We start from the raw sequence: 15,366 nt of genomic DNA, 5'->3' as shown, positions 1-15,366 counted from the left end.
GCTCGCGCGTCCGCCCGCGACCGTCTTGCCTGGAGAGGTGACCTCCCGTGTCCAGGCCGCCCTGTCGGCCGCCCTGATCGCCCTGGCCTGTCTCCTGGTGCCGTTCGGCGCGCCGGCGGCCTGGGTGGCGTACGGCCTCGCCGACACGGACCGGTACGTCACCGCGCTGGCGCCGCTGGCCGCCGACCCCGCCGTGCAGGACAGCGTGGCGGACGCGGTGGCGGGCGAGGTCGGCGAGCCGGCCCGGCCCTTCGTGCGCACCCTCACCCGCACCCACGCCTTCGGCACCGCCTGGGACGCGGGCAACAGGGCGGTCCACCGGGCCGTGCTGCGAGCGGTGCGGGAGGGCGGCCACCACGAGGTGACCGTCGACATCGCCCCGATCGCCGCCCGGGTGGAGCACCGGGCCGCCCTGCCCCGCACCGAGGTCGCCGTGCTCCCGGCGCCCGCGCTCGACCGTCTCCGGAAGGGCTACGACGTGCTCGAAGTCGCCGGTTTCTGGCTGCCCGTCACGGCCGCCACGCTGGCCGTCGCCGGTATCGCGGTCGCCGCCTGCCGCCGCCGCGCCCTCACCGCGACCGCCCTCGGCACGGCACTGGGCGGCGCGCTGCTCGGCCTCGCCGTCGCCGTCGGCCGCCGCCTCACCCTGACCGACCTGGCCGACCCGGTGCGCCGCCCGGCCGCGGGCGCCGTCTACGACGCCCTGACCGGCACCTTGCGCACGGTCTCCTGGCTGCTGGTGGCCGTCGGTCTGACGGTGGCCCTGAGCTGCTGGCTCACCGGCCGGTACGGCTCGCCGCGAGCCCCGCGAGGGTCCGCAGCGCCCGTTGCAGATCCGGCACAGCAGCCGACGCGAGCCCGAGCCTGACCGCGTCCGGGGTGCGGTTCGGGTCGACGGCGAAGGAGGGCCCGGGCGTCAGGGCGATGCCGAGCGCGGCGGCGGCGGCCGTGAAGGTGTCCGCCCGCCAGGGGGCCGGGAGCTGCCACCAGGCGTAGTAGGCGCGCGGATCGGACCGCACGGCGAACCCGTCCAGGCACTCGGCCAGCACCCGCTGCCTGCGTGCCGCGTCCGCCCGCTTGGCCTCGACCAGCCGCGCCACGGTCCCGTCCGCCGTCCACCGCGTCCCCGCCTCCAGGGCGAACCGCCCCGCGCTCCACCCCCCGGAACGGACGGCGTCCGCCACCGCGTCCACCCGCTCCTCCGGTACGACGAGGAAGCCGACGGTCAGCCCGGGCGCGACCCGCTTGGACAGGCCGTCGACGACGTGGGTGAGGGTGGGGGCGTGCGCGGCGAAGGGGTCGTCGGCCTCCGCCAGGAACGACCAGATGCGGTCCTCCACGACGGGGATGCCCAGGTCGAGCACGACGTCGGCGAGCCGGCGCCTGCGTCCCGGGCTCATGGTGAGCGACGTCGGGTTGTGCAGGGTCGGCTGCACGTAGAGGGCCGACAGGGGAGCGGTGCGGTGGGCCGCGGCGACCGACTCCGGGCGCGGGCCGTCCTCGTCCGTGGCCAGCGGCACCAGGGTGATGCCGAGCCGGGCCGCGATGTCCTTGACCACGGGATACGTCAGCTCCTCCACGCCGACCCGGCCGCCCGGCCGCACCAGGGAGGCGAGGGCGGCGGCGACGGACTGGCGGGCGTTGCCGGTGAAGAGGATCCGGGAGGGGCCGGGGCGCCAGCCGGGGGTGGTGAGGAGGGCGGCGACGGCCTCGCGGGCGGCCGGGGTGCCGGTGGCGGCGGCGGGGCGGAGCGCCTCGGTGAGGACGTCGGGGCGCAGCAGGGGCGCGAGGGTGCCGGCGAGGAGCTCGGACTGGCCTTCGGCGGAGGGGTAGTTGAGCTCCAGGTTGACGGGGGTCCCGGCGTCCTCGACGAGTCCCCTGGCGGGCCGCCCGGGGACGGTGGCCTTCACGAAGGTGCCGCGTCCGACCTCGCCGACGACCAGTCCCCGCCGGACGAGTTCGCCGTACGCCCGCTCGGCCGTCGAGGCGGCGATGCCGTGCCGGCGCGCGAACTGCCGCTGCGGGGGCAGACGTTCGCCCGGCCGGAGCCGTCCGGTGGTGATGTCGGCCGCGATGCGGTCGGCGATGCGCCGGTAGTCGTGCACGGGGACCCCCTCTTGCCGCCCTGCCCATGATTGCACCGAGGGCAAAGATTTTATTGCACCGAGAAGTCGGGCCGACCTAGGGTCGGCGTCATGACGGCGATCCCCCTGGTCCTGGTGCACGGCCACCCCTTCGACCACACGATGTGGCGCCCCCAGATCGAGGCGTTCTCCGCCTCCCGCCGCGTGGTCGCGCCCGACCTGCGCGGCTACGGCGGCGCGGAACCGCCCGCGGAGGTCGACCGCTTCGAGCGCTTCGCGCAGGACATCGAGACGCTGCTGGACGAACTCGACGTGCGGGCCTGTGTGCTGGCGGGCCTGTCCATGGGCGGCCAGATCGCCATGGACTGCTACCGGCGCTTCCCCGGGCGGATCCGGGGCCTGGTCCTCGCCGACACCTCCCCGGCGGCGGAGACCCCCGAGGGCGTGCGGGTCCGGCACGCCATGGCGGAGCGGCTGGAGCGCGAGGGCATGCGCGGGTACGCCGACGAGGTGCTGGAGAAGATGGTCGCGCCGTACGCCGCTCCCGAGGTCAAGGCGCACGTCCACGGCATGATGGCGGCCACCCGCCCCGCCTCCGCGGCGGCGGCCCTGCGCGCCCGCGCCGCCCGTCCCGACTACCGCGAGCTGCTGACCCGGGTCACGGTCCCGGCGCTGGTGCTGGTGGGCGCCGACGACACCTGGACGCCGGTCTCCGACGCCGAGGCCATGCACGCGGCGCTCCCCGAGTCGCGGCTGCACGTCTTCGAGGGCGCGGCGCACCTGCCGAACCTGGAGCGGGCGGGGGAGTTCAACGCGGTGCTCGGGGAGTTCCTGGCGAAGGTCGACGCCCGCTCGTAGGCTCGGGACGGTGACCCGCCGAGGACTCGGTACCTGGACCGCCGCCCTGCTCCTCGCCGCCGTGAGCGTCGTCCTGGGGTGCCGGCTCGCCGACACGGACGGGATCACCCCCGTCCCCCAGCTGCTCGCCTTCCTCCCGTGGCTGCTCGCGCCGGCCGCAGCGGGCCTGGCCCTCGCCCTGCTGGCCCGCTGGTGGCCGGGGACCCTCTGGGCGGTCGTCGTGATGGGACTGCTGGCGTGGTTCCTCGCCCCCTACGGGCAGGGCGGCGAACCGGACGGGCGGGTGCTCGCCTCCTTCCGCGTCCTGACCTCGAACGTCGAGTTCGGCCGGGCCACCGGTGCTCTCGTCACCGCCGTCCGCGAGCACCGACCTGACGTCGTGTTCGTGCAGGAGTGCGAGTACGGCTGCTCGGCGGCCCTGCGGCGGGCCCTGTCCGAGGACTATCCGTACCGGCGGTCCGTGGAGGGCGCCGGCTCGAGGGGGTCCGTCGTGCTCAGCCGCTTCCCCCTGGAGCCCGCCGCCGGGATCCGGGGCAGCACCATGGGCATGCCGGGGGCCATGGCCGACGTACGCGGTCATGCCGTACGGCTCCAGCTCGCGCATCCGATGCCGCCGCTGCCGGGCCAACTGGACGTGTGGCGGCGGGAGCTGGGGGAGCTGCGGGACTTCGCCGCCGCCACCGGTTCCCCCACCGTCCTGGCCGGCGACTTCAACGCCTCCCAGGACCACGCGGCCTTCCGCGCGATCCTCGACACCGGACTGCGCGACGCGGCCCGCCTCGCCGGGTCCGGCCGCACACCGACCTGGCCGGCCCGCACCGCCCCGGCGATCGGCGCGCAGATCGACCACGTGCTGGTGTCGGCGCGGTTCTCGGCGAGGTCCGCGAGGTTCCTGGACCTCGCGGACACCGACCACCGTGCCCTGCTGGTCGACATCGCGCTGCACGGACCCGGTTGACCTGGGTGTTCATAATGACCCCATGTCCCGCATCGGCCTCACCCCGCCCGACTGGCTGGTCCGGAACCTCCAACCGCAGCAGGCACCAATCAATTGGCCCGCCGTGGCCCGCGCGGCGATCGCGATGACCCTCCCCCTGGCGGTCGGCCTCGCGGTGGACCGGCCCCTGTACGGCGCCCTCGCCTCCATGGGCGCCCTGTCCGGGGTCATCGGCGACACCGCGGACGCGTACCGCATGCGCATCCTCAACATCGCGATCCCCCAGCTGTTCGGCGCGGTCGGCGTCACGCTCGGCTCGCTGGTCTACGGCCAGGGATGGCTCGCCGTCTGGGCGGTCACCGGGGTCGCCCTCGTCTCCGGGATGATCTCGACGATCGGCGCGGTCGCCTCGGTCTCGGGACTGCTCCTGCTGCTGAACTCCGTGGTGGGCGCGGGCCTTCCGATGCCGGGCGAGTGGTGGACGGCCCCGCTGCTGATGACCGGCGGCGGACTGCTCGTCCTGCTGCTGGCCCTGCTCGCCTGGCCGCTCAGGTCCGGGGTGCCGGAGCGGGCGGCGGTCGCGGGCAGCTACCGGGCGGTGGCCGGCCTGATGGCCGCCTGCGGCCGCGCGGAGTACGACGAGGCACGGCACGCCGTCACCCAGTCCCTGAACCAGTCGTACGACCTCGTCCTCGCCCGGCGCGCCCGCCATCACGGCCGCAGCCCCGAACTCACCCGGCTGCTGGCGCAGTTGAACGCGATCACACCGGTGGTGGAGGCGGCCCCCGCGGCCCACCTGTCCGGCCGGCCGCTGGCACCGGAGATCCCGGAGGCGGTCCGCCATCTCGCCCAGGCGGTGGAGACGGGGTACACGGGACCGACCGGACTGCGTCTGCCGGTTCCGGTGTCGGAGACCGCCCGCGCCGTCGACCACGCCCTGCGCCACGCGGCCGAGGTCGTCGCCGCGCCGGACGTGGATCCGAGCGGCATCGACGACCGGCTGGGCCGCCCGGCCGCGCTCGGCGTGCGCGCCGCCCGGGCGGCTCGGAACGTGGCCCTGTCGGCGGCGTCCTGGCGGTACGGCCTGCGGCTCGCCCTGTGCATCGGGCTGGCCCAGGCACTGGTGTCGATCGTCCCCGTGCCCCGCTCCTACTGGGTGGCCCTGACGATCACCTTCGTGCTGAAGCCGGACTTCGGTTCGGTGTTCTCGCGGGCCCTGCTGCGGGCGCTGGGCACGGTGGCCGGGCTCGTGGTCGCGGCGGCGGTGCTCTCCCAGGTGCCGCGCGGATGGTGGGACGTGGCGGTGATGCTGGTGCTGGCCCCGCTGATCCCCGCCCTGACCCCGCGCGGGTACGGCTACCAGACGGCCGCGATCACCCCGGTGATCCTCCTGCTGTCGGACGTCCTCAACCACCAGGGCACCGCCCTGCTGATGCCCCGTCTGCTGGACTCCCTGATGGGCTGCGCGATCGCCCTGGTCGCGGGCTATCTGCTGTGGCCGGAGAGCTGGCACACCCGGGTCGGCGACCGGCTGGCGGACGCGGTGGCGGACACGGCGACCTATGTGGAGTCGGCCTTCCTGCCGAGCACGGAACCCTCGGCCCGCGCCCGGATGCGCCGCCGCCTCTACCGCGACCTCTCGGTCATCCGTACGGAGTTCCAGCGCGCGCTGACCGAACCGCCGCCCACCGGACGCCGGGCCGCCGCCTGGTGGCCGCTGGTCGTCGCGGTCGAACGCATCGTGGACGCGACGACCGCGGCACGCGTCCGTGTACGGCACGGAGCACAGCCCCCGTCCCCGGCCGAGGTCGGCCAGGTCGCCCTTCAGCTGCGCGAGTTGGCGGAGGGGCTGCGCGAGGCGGAGACCCTCTACGAGGTCCGCACCGACCTCACCGGGCCCGCGGGCAGTGTGCTGGAGCCGGTCCGCCAGGAGGTGGCGGCGGCCCGGGCGATCACCTCACCGCGCTGACCGGCGGCATGCCGGTGCGGGCCGCCCTCTCGTGGTGGGCGGCCCGCACCGGGGTGGGGGGTGGCGGCTAGCGGTCGGACTTGTGCAGGGCCTTGTCCATGGCCGCGGCCAGGCCGTTCGCCCAGAGCTGGTTGACCCGGCTGCGCTCGGCGGCGTTCGGGACGGCGTTGGTGCAGGACGGGCCGGGGCCGCCGCCCGACATCAGCTCACTGCACGGACCGGAGTAGTGGTCCGGCAGACCGAGCACGTGTCCGGTCTCGTGGGCGGTGACACGGGTCGAGTCGTACTGCTGGTTCTGGCGGTAGTCCAGGAAGACATACCCGCTGCCGTGACCGTCGGTCGAGGCGTACGAACCGCGCGAGTCGTTGCCCTCGCGGTAGGAGAAGTCGGCGCTCGACGCCGACCCCGACTGGAGTCTGACGTTGGAGACCGAGCTGTTCCATATCTGGGCGCTGCGGCTTATCTGCGCGCTGAACGAGGGCGCCCGGGAGGCGTCGTAGACGACGGTGACGGCCGCCGTGCTGTCGGGGTGCGCGGCCCGCTTCTCGGCCACGGACGCGAGGACGGCCTGGAAGAAGGCCTCACTGGTGTCCGTCGTCGTGGCGGCGGTGTATCCGGCCCGCGGTGCGGGAGCCGGTGCCGCGGTCGCGGGAACCGCCGTGACCAGACCGGCCGTTGCCAGTCCGAGGGCCATCGCGCCGGCGGTCAGGGCATGGGTGTACTTGCGCATCGAGGACTCCTTGGTGGGGGGGTGAGTCGTCGATGTGAGTGTCGGTGGCTGTGCGACGGCTGTGATGATGCCAACAGGTGATAGCGCGGCCCTATCACGGGAGTTCGGCGCCTCTGGTGAAAGCCCTTCCCCCGCCTTACGCTCCGATCGCATGGACCTTGAGGTGCGACACCTCCGCGCGCTGGTGGCCATAGCCGACACCGGCAGCCTGCACCGGGCCGCCCGTCAGCTGGGCGTGTCCCAGCCGTCGCTGAGCACCCAGCTGCGCCGGATCGAACAGTCTCTGGGCGGCGCCCTGTTCGTGCGCGCGAGATCCGGCTGCCGCCCCACCCCGCTGGGCCGGCTGGTCCTCAGCCGCGCCCGCCCGCTGGTGGCCGAGATGCGCTCCCTGGTAGCCGATGCCCGCGCGGCCGCCACGGGCGGACCTCAGCTGCGTGTCGGCTCCACCGCGTCCCGGGCCCTGTCCGGCTGGCTGCGCCGGCTGCGTGCCCGCGGCCAGGACCCCACCCTGCACATGAACGTCTCCCCCAACGCCCTGCTGCACATGGTCGCCGAAGGACAGCTCGACGTGGCGTTCGTGCACGAGGTGGAGGGCTGCCCGCTGCGCATCCCGCGCGAGCTGTGCCTGCGGGTCCTGGTGGAACGCGAGCCGCAGTTCGTGTCGCTGCCCGCCGACCACCCTGCGGCCGCGAAACCCACGGTCACCCTGGCCGACCTGGCCCGGGACCGCTGGATGATCGACCCCACCGTCGACGGTGAATGGGACGCCGTGCACCGCATGTTCCGCGCGGCCGGCGTCAACCCCGTCGTGCTGCACGGCGATTACCACACCGCCGACGCCCTGGTCGCCACCGGCGAGGTCGTCACCGTCTGCCAGCCGACCCGGGTGCCCCGCCCCGACATGGCGGTACGGCGGCTCCAGGGCGACCCGCTCGGCGTACGGCTCCTCCTCGCGGCCCGCACCGAGACGGACCTGGACGGGGTCCGTCCCGCGCTGGAGGAGGCGTACTGGGAGAGCGCGCGGCAGGCGCCGGCCTACCGGGAATGGCTGGAACGCGACGGTGCCGGGCGCCGGGAGGCGCGACCGACGGTTCCGGCCATTCCCTGAAGGAGCCGCGGGGCTCAGACGCCGATGTCGTCGCCGTCCTTGCGCCACACCGCCACGACGGCCGGGCGCACGATCCTGCCCGGTCCGTCGGGCCAGGTGCTCGCCGGGTTCTCCACCGTCGCCCCGTTGATCTCCCCCGGGTGCTGCACGGCGACCAGGACGCGCCGGTCCTGCACCAGCGGGCCGCAGGTCTCCGCGCCGGTCGGCACGGTCAGGAACTGCTTGAGCTCACCGCGCCGCTCGCCACGGGTGGCCACGCCGAACAGACCGTCGTGGGAACCGAGCTGGTTGCCGTCCGTGGAGATCCACAGGTTGCCGTGCGGGTCGAAGGCCACGTTGTCCGGGCAGGAGATGGGACTGACGTCGTCCTTCGGGAACCCGGCGAAGTAGGTTGCCGGGTCCTCGGGGTCGCCCGCGACGAGGAACAGCGTCCAGGCGAACCGCGTGCTGTCGGCCCGGTTCCAGCGCTCGGTGAGCTCCAGGATGTGGCCGTGCTTGTTGGCGTTGCGGGGGTTGGCCTCGTCGGCCGGGGCATTCGCGCCCACGCCCCGGTTGGTGTTGTTCGTCAGGGCCACGTACACCTTGCCGGTGCGCGGGTTGGGCTCGATGTCCTCGGGCCGGTCCATCCTGGTCGCCCCGACCTTGTCCCCGGCGAGCCGCGTGAAGACGAACACCTCGTCGGCGCTCATGCCCTCGACGTGCGACACGGCCCCCTTCGCCGTGGCGGTCGCCAGCGGGATCCACTCGCCGCTGCCGTCGAACTCACCGTCGGCGGGCAGCTTCCCGGTCCCGTCGACCTCGATCGCGGGGGAGTCCCCGGTGAGCCGGGCGACGTACAGCGTCCCCTCGTCGAGCAGCGAGAGGTTGTGCTCCCGCACGGCCCGGGAGGTTCCGTGCTTCATCCGCTTGCTGCCGACGAACTTGTAGAAGTAGTCGAAGCGCTCGTCGTCGCCGGAGTACACGACCGGCCGCCCGTCGTCCGTGAGCCGTACGGTCGCGCCCTCGTGCTTGAACCGGCCGAGCGCGGTGTGCTTGCGGGGCGCGGAGGAGGGGTCGTAGGGGTCGAGCTCGACGACGTACCCGAACCGGTGCACCTCGTTGGGCTCCTGGGCGACGTCGAACCGCTTGTCGAACCGCTCCCACTTGCGCTCGCTGGCGCCCGTGCCGATCCCGTACCGCTTGTCCGTCGCCCGGGTCGCGCCCGCGAAGTACTGGTTGAAGTTCTCCTCGCCGTGCAGGGTGGTGCCCCAGGGGGTGGTGCCGCCGGAGCAGTTGTTGAGCGTGCCCAGCACCTTGCGGCCGGTCGGGTCGGCGGAGGTCTTCAGCAGGTCGGAGCCGGCGGCGGGGCCGGTCAGCCGGAACTCGGTGGTGGCGGTGACGCGCCGGTTCAGATGGTGGCGGGGTACGACGGTGAGCGCGCCGTTCTTCTTGTTCTCCTCCACGACCACGGCGGACAGCCCGTGCGCGGCCCAGGCGATCTCGACCTGCTCACGGGTGGGGGCGGCGGCGTCGTAGCCGCGGAACATCAGGACCTCATCGGTGTACTCGTGGTTGGCGACGAGCACCTGCCGGCCGCGCTCGCCCGGCACGGGCAGCAGCGCGAGGAAGTCGTTGTTGTACCCGAACTGGCCGGCCTGGGCGGCGGCGGTCTGCTTCTCCGGGTCGAAGGCGGGGGCGCCGCGCAGGATGGGCTCGCCCCAGCGGACGACGACGTTCTGGGAGTAACCGGCCGGGACGGTCACGGTGTCCTCGGTGTTGGGCGCGACCGGGGTGAAGCGGAGACCGCGGGCGGCCCTGCCCTTCGGCTTCCACCCGGTCGGGGCCTGGGGGGCGGCTTCGACCGAGGGGGCCGCGACGACGGTGCCCGCGGTGCCGGCCGCGGCGGCGACGGTCACGACGGCGGCGGCGCGCATCATCGAGCGGCGGCTGAGCGCGGAGGCGATGACGTCGCCGACGTACGGGTTGGCGGAGGTGTTGGGCGCCGGGTGGAAACAGGCGTCACCGCACCGGAAACGGCAGGTCAGGGCGGATCGCCCATGGGCGGTGTTGATCAACGGCAGCTGTACGCGCACTTTTGCTCTCCCCTTGCTTCCCCTTGAAGCTCGCTTGACGGACGCTAGGCGCGCGTATGTGCGAGAGCGGGGCGGGGCGGTGAACGGTGGATGAACCCGGGGTGGACGTAGCGGAGTTGACGTCCCGCGCGAGTGACGGCCGGAAGCAGGTCTTGACTCCCCGGGCCCCGGGTGGGCGCCCCTGCCCAAGATCGCAATCCGGGGCCGCTAACCTTACGTGTCCGTCCTGGCCAGGGATTGACGGGCTACAACTCATGCGAAGGGTTGCGCACATGGGCATTCTCACTCTCCTGCGGAACGCGTTCGGCGGCCGATCACGCAAGGGCGCTGCCACCGAGGCAGAGGGTGCGGTTCCTTCGCAGGAGGCGACGGCACCGACCCAGGCGCCTCCGGCGACGGCGACGGCCACGGTTCCCGAACCCCGCGCCGAGGCACCGGACACCGATTCCGATTCCGAGCACGAACTGGTCTCGGCCGCGTTCAACAACGTGACGGTCCCGAAGCAGGCGCCTCCGGCGGGGGCGGCGGCGGAGGAGACGCCGGTGTCGCCCGAGGCGGTGCCGGCCGAGGCACCGGTCACCGAGCCGGAGCAGCCGACGTCGGCGCCTGTCGCGGAGGAGCCCGCCAAGGAGGCACCGGCCGCGGAGGAGGCCCCCGCGGTGACCGAGGCTGCGGACGAGAAGCAGGGCGCTGAGGAGGTCGTAGCCGAGACGACTGAGGCGGCCGAGACGACTGAGGCGGCTGAGCCCGCCGTAGAGGAGCCGGTGGCTGAAGAGCCGGCGCCCGCTTCGGTGGACGAGGCCGAGCCGCAGGCCGCGGAGGCGGAACCCGCCCCCGAGCCGCAGGCCGCGGAGGCGGAACCCGCCCCCGAGCCCGAGCCCGAGCCGGTCGCCGAGGTCGTCCCCGCCCCGGAGCCCGAGACGGTCGTAGAGCCGGAGCCGGAGCCGGTCGTACCCGAGCTGGAGCCCGAGCCCGAGCCGGTCGCCGAGGTTGCCGCCCCCGTCGCAGCGGAGCACGCGCCCGCGCCCGCCGCCGACGGTGAGGACGCCCCACAGGGGCCACCCGCGGCCGACGACGAAAGTGGTACGGGTGCTGCGGGTGGGAACGACGACGACCCGGCCGAAGGCCGGTCGGTGACGGTACCCCCCACCCTCCGCACCGCCCACGACGCCGCCGCCACCACCCTCGCCGCCCACGGCCTCACCGGCACCACCGCGAAGACGTACCTCGTCCTGGACCGCTCCGCGAGCATGCGCCCGTACTACAAGGACGGCTCCGCGCAGGCACTCGGCGAGCAGACCCTCGCCCTCGCCGCCCACCTGGACCCCGAGTCCACGGTGCACGTCGTCTTCTTCTCCACCGAACTCGACGGCACCGGCGAGCTCACCCTCACCGACCACGAGAACAAGATCGACGAGCTCCACGCCGGCCTCGGCCGCATGGGCCGTACCAGCTACCACGCGGCCGTGGCGGAAGTCCTCGCGCACCACACCAAGGAGAACCCCGGCACCCCCGCCCTGGTCGTCTTCCAGACCGACGGCGCCCCGGACGCGAAGACCCCCGCCACCCAGGCCCTGACGGAGGCGGCGAAGTCCCACCCCACGGTCTTCTTCTCCTTCGTCGCCTTCGGTGACCCGGAGAACAAGGCCTTCGACTACCTGCGCAAGCTCAAGCTCCCCAACACGTCCCACTTCCTCGCGGGCGAGACCCCGAAGGAGCTCACGGACGCCGAGGTCTACGAGGGCATCCTGGCGAACTGGCGCCCCTGACGCCGTAGCACCGCACCACCGTCGCAGACGATCGGCCGCCCCTTCCCACCCCGTAAAACGGGAAGCGGGCGGCCCACCCATGTCGGCTACGATTTCAAGGTTCGCAAGCACACGTTTGAAACGACCCGACCTGGGAGCAGCCCCCGATGGCTCGACACCTCATCACCAGCGCCCTTCCGTACATCAACGGGATCAAGCACCTGGGCAACATGGTGGGGTCCATGCTCCCGGCGGACGTCTACTCCCGTTACCTGCGCCAGCGCGGCCACGACGTCCTCTACATCTGCGCGACGGACGAGCACGGCACCCCGGCCGAGCTGGCCGCCAAGGAGCAGGGGCTGCCCGTCGACGAGTTCTGCGCGCAGGCGCACGACGCGCAGAAGGCGGTCTACGACGGCTTCGCGCTCGCGTTCGACTACTTCGGCCGCAGCTCCAGCGCGCAGAACGTCGAGATCACCCAGCACTTCGCCCGCCGCCTCAACGAGAACGGCTTCATCGAGGAGCGGGCGATCCGGCAGGTCTACTCGCCCACCGACGGCCGCTTCCTGCCGGACCGCTACGTCGAGGGCACCTGCCCCCACTGCGGCTACGACAAGGCCCGCGGCGACCAGTGCGAGAACTGCACCCGGGTCCTGGACCCGACGGACCTCATCAACCCGCGCTCGGCGATCTCCGGCTCCACCGACCTGGAGGTCCGCGAGACCAAGCACCTCTTCCTCCTGCAGTCCAAGCTCCAGCACGAGGTCGAGGAGTGGGTCTCCCGGCACGAGGCCGACTGGCCGCAGCTGGCCTCCTCCATCGCCCGCAAGTGGCTGACCGAGGGCCTGCACGACCGCGCGATCACCCGTGACCTGGACTGGGGCGTGCCGGTCCCGGCCGACACCTGGCCGGAGCTGGCGGCCGAGGGCAAGGTCTTCTACGTGTGGTTCGACGCCCCGATCGAGTACATCGGCGCGACGAAGGAGTGGGCGGACGCCGCGCGAGACACAGACCCGGAGAACCGCGACTGGAAGTCGTGGTGGTACGACGTCGACACCGAGGTCCGCTACACCGAGTTCATGGCGAAGGACAACGTCCCCTTCCACACGGTGATGTTCCCGGCGACCGAGCTGGGTGTGCGCGAGCCGTGGAAGAAGGTCGACTACGTCAAGGCGTTCAACTGGCTGACGTACTACGGCGGCAAGTTCTCCACGTCCCAGAAGCGGGGCGTGTTCACGGACCAGGCCCTCGACATCCTCCCGGCCGACTACTGGCGCTACTTCCTGATCGCCAACGCCCCCGAGTCGGACGACTCGTCCTTCACCTGGGAGCACTTCACGGCCACGGTGAACAAGGACCTCGCCGACACCCTCGGCAACTTCGTCAACCGCGTCCTGTCCTTCTCGAAGAAGCGCTTCGGCGAGGAGGTCCCGGCGGGCGGCGAGCCCGGCGAGGCGGAGGCGAAGCTGGGCGAGGAGATCGCCCGTCTGCTCGCCGAGTACGAGCAGCAGATGGAGGCGCTCCAGTTCCGCAAGGCGGCTGCCGCCCTGCGCGCCCTGTGGTCGGCGGGCAACTCCTACCTGGAGGAGAAGGCCCCCTGGCTGGAGATCAAGACGGACAAGGACGGCGCGGCGCTGACACTGCGCACGGCGATGAACCTGATCCACCTGTACGCGGTGGTCTCGGAACCCTTCATCCCGGCGACCTCGGCCGCCATGCGCCAGGCCTTCGCCCTGCCCGACGACACCGCCACCTGGGTCACCGCCGACGAGGCCCGCGCCCTCACCGCCCTCACCCCCGGCGTCCCCTTCACGGTCCCCCCGGTCCTGTTCGCCAAGCTGACGGACGAGGACCTGGAGACGTACAAGGAGCGCTTCGGCGGCTCCCCGGAGTAGTCCGGAAGCCGTCGCCGGACCGTCCGGACACCGACCCGGGCATCGCCGTGTCCGCGCCAAGCCGTATGGTTTGCGCCATGGCAGTGCCCGGGGTCATTCCTGTCGCGTACGAGCCGAAGCACCGCACCGAGACGATCGGGCGGTATGCGGAGGGTCAGTTCCTGGCGTCGATCACGTATGCCTTTCCCGAGGGATTCCGCCTCGAGGAAGGCTGGGAAGATCAGAAACGCCTGTATGCGGTCCTGCACACCTTCGACACCGAGGGCAATTACCGCGACTCGGACATCTGGTGCGCCGGCACCTGGGCGGAGCAGCAGCGCGACCCGGGCGGCGACGCCTCGCCCCTCACCCGCGCCCAGGTGCACCGGGCGACCCTGCTCCGCAGCCTCCCGCGCCGCTCGTACACGGACATCGCGATCCGTCCCTTCAGCGTCATCCACGAGGGCGTCCGCTTCGGCCTGGTGATCCGCGAGGACGAGGGGGAACAGTGGGCGGAGCTCTACCCGGACCGCCTCGCCTTCGCGGAACCCTGGGACGGGACCTACGACACCTGAGAGGCGTCGGCTAGGAGAGCACTCCCGCGCCCGTGGTCGTCGCCAGCGACGCCGGCAGGTTCTTCACCGACGAGGCCGAGGTCTCCAGGCCCGCCGTCAGGGTCGGCGTCCAGTTCACCGTCGTCTTCAGGTCCTTCGAGGACGCGGCGTTGTAGGCGGCGACCAGGTCGGTCGCCGTGCCGTTGACGAGGTTGCCGGAGCCCGCGATCGCGCCCGTGCCGTCGCCGGACAGCAGCTTGGTGACCTTCACGCCCGACGGGACCGTCCAGTGGTTGTCCGCGGCGACGACCTGGGCCTTGGCGCGGGAGTTGATGCTGTACTGCACCGCGTAGCCGTTCAGGGTCGTGACGTCGTAGAGGTTGTTGTAGATGTGGACCTGGCCGACCCGGGCGAGCGGGGCGCGCTGGACGATGCCCTTCCACACGTTGTGGTGGATCGAGACGCGCAGCCTGCCGCTCGGCTCGCTGTCGCTGCTGCCGATCAGCATCGTCTTGTCGTGGTTGGTGAACTGGTTGCGGGAGACGGTCACCAGGTCCGAGCTCTTGGTGATGTCCAGGGCCCCGTCGTGGATCTGGTACTCGCGGCCGAAGTACTGCGGGTTGGCGGAGTCCAGGTGCGGCGCGTCCGTGAACGTGTTGTGGTCCGCCCACACGTGGGTGGCGCCGCGCAGGGTCACCGCGTCGTAGTTCGCGTTCCAGTTGCCGTCGTCGCCGTCGGTCGGGTCCCACTGCGGGAAGCAGTCCTCGGTGGCGGCGAAGGTGAGGTTGCGGACGATGACGTTGTCCACGTTCTGGATCTGGAGCATGCCGCCGGAGATGCCGGCCTTGGTGCCCGGCTCCCCCACGATCGTGGTGTTCGCGGGCACCTTGAAGACGATGTTCGCGGCCTGCTTCTTCTGCGCGGCGGCCCGCGCGGTCTCCTGCGTGCCCGACGGCAGCTTCGAGCGGCCGTAGGTGGCCGGGTTGTACGCCTTCAGGTAGGCGGAGAGCGAGTAGCCCGTCCCGGCCGCGTAGTTCGCGCACGTCAGCTTCTTGCCGGCGTCGTCGGTGTTGGCGTCGATGGTGCCCTTGACCTTGATGATCCGCGGGGTGCTGTCGGACGCCGAGCCCAGCGCCTTCACGAGCTGCGCCCGCGTGGAGACGGTGAAGGTGTGCGCGGAGTCGGCCTTCGAGCCCCCGGTCGTGCCCGTGCCGGAGGACGCCCAGCCGTCCTTCGCGGCGAGCGTCTGGTGGTACAGGTCCACCGTCCCCGCGTTGGCGTTCATCACGACGGCACCGGCGCCGACGCCCGCGGCCACCACGGCGGCGGAGACGACCAGGGTGCGGCGCTTGCCGGCGGTGAGAGGCAGAGGCCACGGGTTTTCCTTACGAGCGGTGGTAGGACATGTGCGTTTCATGAAGCACCGGTGAAG

General features: G+C 72.6%; 12 protein-coding genes. 8 read left to right on the top strand and 4 right to left on the bottom strand.

The genetic code is table 11. The features are described 5' to 3' along the window. The first annotated feature begins 37 nt into the window (after positions 1-37). The gene (locus M2163_RS26270) at positions 38-868 is read left to right on the top strand and encodes a hypothetical protein (RefSeq protein WP_280895196.1); all 831 of its coding nucleotides are present in this window, start codon (positions 38-40) and stop codon (positions 866-868) included. On the opposite strand, the gene M2163_RS26265 is transcribed toward M2163_RS26270, so the two are convergent. Then, positions 777-2,105 (bottom strand): PLP-dependent aminotransferase family protein, encoded by a 1,329-nt coding sequence (locus M2163_RS26265; RefSeq protein ID WP_280850409.1) that lies wholly within the window; start codon positions 2,103-2,105, stop codon positions 777-779. The two genes, M2163_RS26270 and M2163_RS26265, sit on opposite strands and share 92 nt — an antisense overlap. 90 nt (positions 2,106-2,195) lie before the next feature. Here M2163_RS26265 and M2163_RS26260 point away from each other — a divergent pair, with 90 nt between their 5' ends. From M2163_RS26260 to M2163_RS26250, 3 genes are read left to right on the top strand one after another with little or no spacing between them, the layout of a single operon-like run. Then, positions 2,196-2,942, top strand: a complete 747-nt coding sequence (locus M2163_RS26260; RefSeq protein WP_280895195.1) for an alpha/beta hydrolase — start codon at positions 2,196-2,198, stop codon at positions 2,940-2,942. A 10-nt stretch (positions 2,943-2,952) separates the two neighbouring features. Further along, positions 2,953-3,900, top strand: a complete 948-nt coding sequence (locus tag M2163_RS26255) for an endonuclease/exonuclease/phosphatase family protein (RefSeq protein ID WP_280895194.1) — start codon at positions 2,953-2,955, stop codon at positions 3,898-3,900. Between the two features lie 22 nt (positions 3,901-3,922). Further along, on the top strand, positions 3,923-5,848 hold the full coding sequence (locus tag M2163_RS26250; RefSeq protein WP_280895193.1) for an FUSC family protein: 1,926 nt from the start codon (positions 3,923-3,925) through the stop codon (positions 5,846-5,848). 67 nt (positions 5,849-5,915) lie between these two features. On the opposite strand, the gene snpA is transcribed toward M2163_RS26250, so the two are convergent. After that, the gene (gene snpA / locus M2163_RS26245; RefSeq protein WP_280895192.1) at positions 5,916-6,578 is read right to left on the bottom strand and encodes a snapalysin; all 663 of its coding nucleotides are present in this window, start codon (positions 6,576-6,578) and stop codon (positions 5,916-5,918) included. Between the two features lie 151 nt (positions 6,579-6,729). Between snpA and M2163_RS26240 the strand changes: the two genes are divergently transcribed. Next, positions 6,730-7,686: a LysR family transcriptional regulator gene (locus M2163_RS26240; RefSeq protein WP_280895191.1), complete on the top strand. Its 957-nt coding sequence runs from the start codon at positions 6,730-6,732 to the stop codon at positions 7,684-7,686. A 14-nt stretch (positions 7,687-7,700) separates the two neighbouring features. Here M2163_RS26240 and M2163_RS26235 read toward each other — a convergent pair whose 3' ends face one another. Then, on the bottom strand, positions 7,701-9,758 hold the full coding sequence (locus M2163_RS26235; protein ID WP_280895190.1) for a PhoX family protein: 2,058 nt from the start codon (positions 9,756-9,758) through the stop codon (positions 7,701-7,703). Between the two features lie 272 nt (positions 9,759-10,030). Between M2163_RS26235 and M2163_RS26230 the strand changes: the two genes are divergently transcribed. The 3 genes from M2163_RS26230 to M2163_RS26220 all read left to right on the top strand — a co-directional run bounded on the left by M2163_RS26230 (position 10,031) and on the right by M2163_RS26220 (position 13,955). After that, positions 10,031-11,527 (top strand): VWA domain-containing protein, encoded by a 1,497-nt coding sequence (locus M2163_RS26230; RefSeq protein WP_280895189.1) that lies wholly within the window; start codon positions 10,031-10,033, stop codon positions 11,525-11,527. Between the two features lie 146 nt (positions 11,528-11,673). Next, complete coding sequence (gene metG, locus M2163_RS26225; protein ID WP_280850417.1) at positions 11,674-13,401, top strand: methionine--tRNA ligase; 1,728 nt, start codon at positions 11,674-11,676, stop codon at positions 13,399-13,401. Between the two features lie 77 nt (positions 13,402-13,478). Beyond that, entirely contained in the window at positions 13,479-13,955 is a 477-nt protein-coding gene (locus M2163_RS26220; protein WP_280850418.1) for a hypothetical protein, read from the top strand. Between the two features lie 10 nt (positions 13,956-13,965). On the opposite strand, the gene M2163_RS26215 is transcribed toward M2163_RS26220, so the two are convergent. After that, positions 13,966-15,222: a polysaccharide lyase family 1 protein gene (locus M2163_RS26215; RefSeq protein ID WP_280897313.1), complete on the bottom strand. Its 1,257-nt coding sequence runs from the start codon at positions 15,220-15,222 to the stop codon at positions 13,966-13,968. Positions 15,223-15,366 lie beyond the last annotated feature (144 nt).

It is taken from the genome of Streptomyces sp. SAI-135, from assembly GCF_029893805.1.
GTDB lineage: Bacteria > Actinomycetota > Actinomycetes > Streptomycetales > Streptomycetaceae > Streptomyces.
The sequence above is the reverse complement of the archived record's forward strand: the minus strand, read 5'-3'. Positions and strand labels throughout refer to the sequence as shown.

Bases quoted from the DNA above. Each gene is read 5' to 3' on its own strand.
- M2163_RS26260 (WP_280895195.1), top strand. From the start codon at position 2,196: ATGACGGCGATCCCCCTGGTCCTGGTGCACGGCCACCCCTTCGACCAC.
- M2163_RS26250 (WP_280895193.1), top strand. From the start codon at position 3,923: ATGTCCCGCATCGGCCTCACCCCGCCCGACTGGCTGGTCCGGAACCTC.
- snpA (WP_280895192.1), bottom strand. From the start codon at position 6,578: ATGCGCAAGTACACCCATGCCCTGACCGCCGGCGCGATGGCCCTCGGA.
- M2163_RS26240 (WP_280895191.1), top strand. From the start codon at position 6,730: ATGGACCTTGAGGTGCGACACCTCCGCGCGCTGGTGGCCATAGCCGAC.
- M2163_RS26230 (WP_280895189.1), top strand. From the start codon at position 10,031: ATGGGCATTCTCACTCTCCTGCGGAACGCGTTCGGCGGCCGATCACGC.
- metG (WP_280850417.1), top strand. From the start codon at position 11,674: ATGGCTCGACACCTCATCACCAGCGCCCTTCCGTACATCAACGGGATC.
- M2163_RS26220 (WP_280850418.1), top strand. From the start codon at position 13,479: ATGGCAGTGCCCGGGGTCATTCCTGTCGCGTACGAGCCGAAGCACCGC.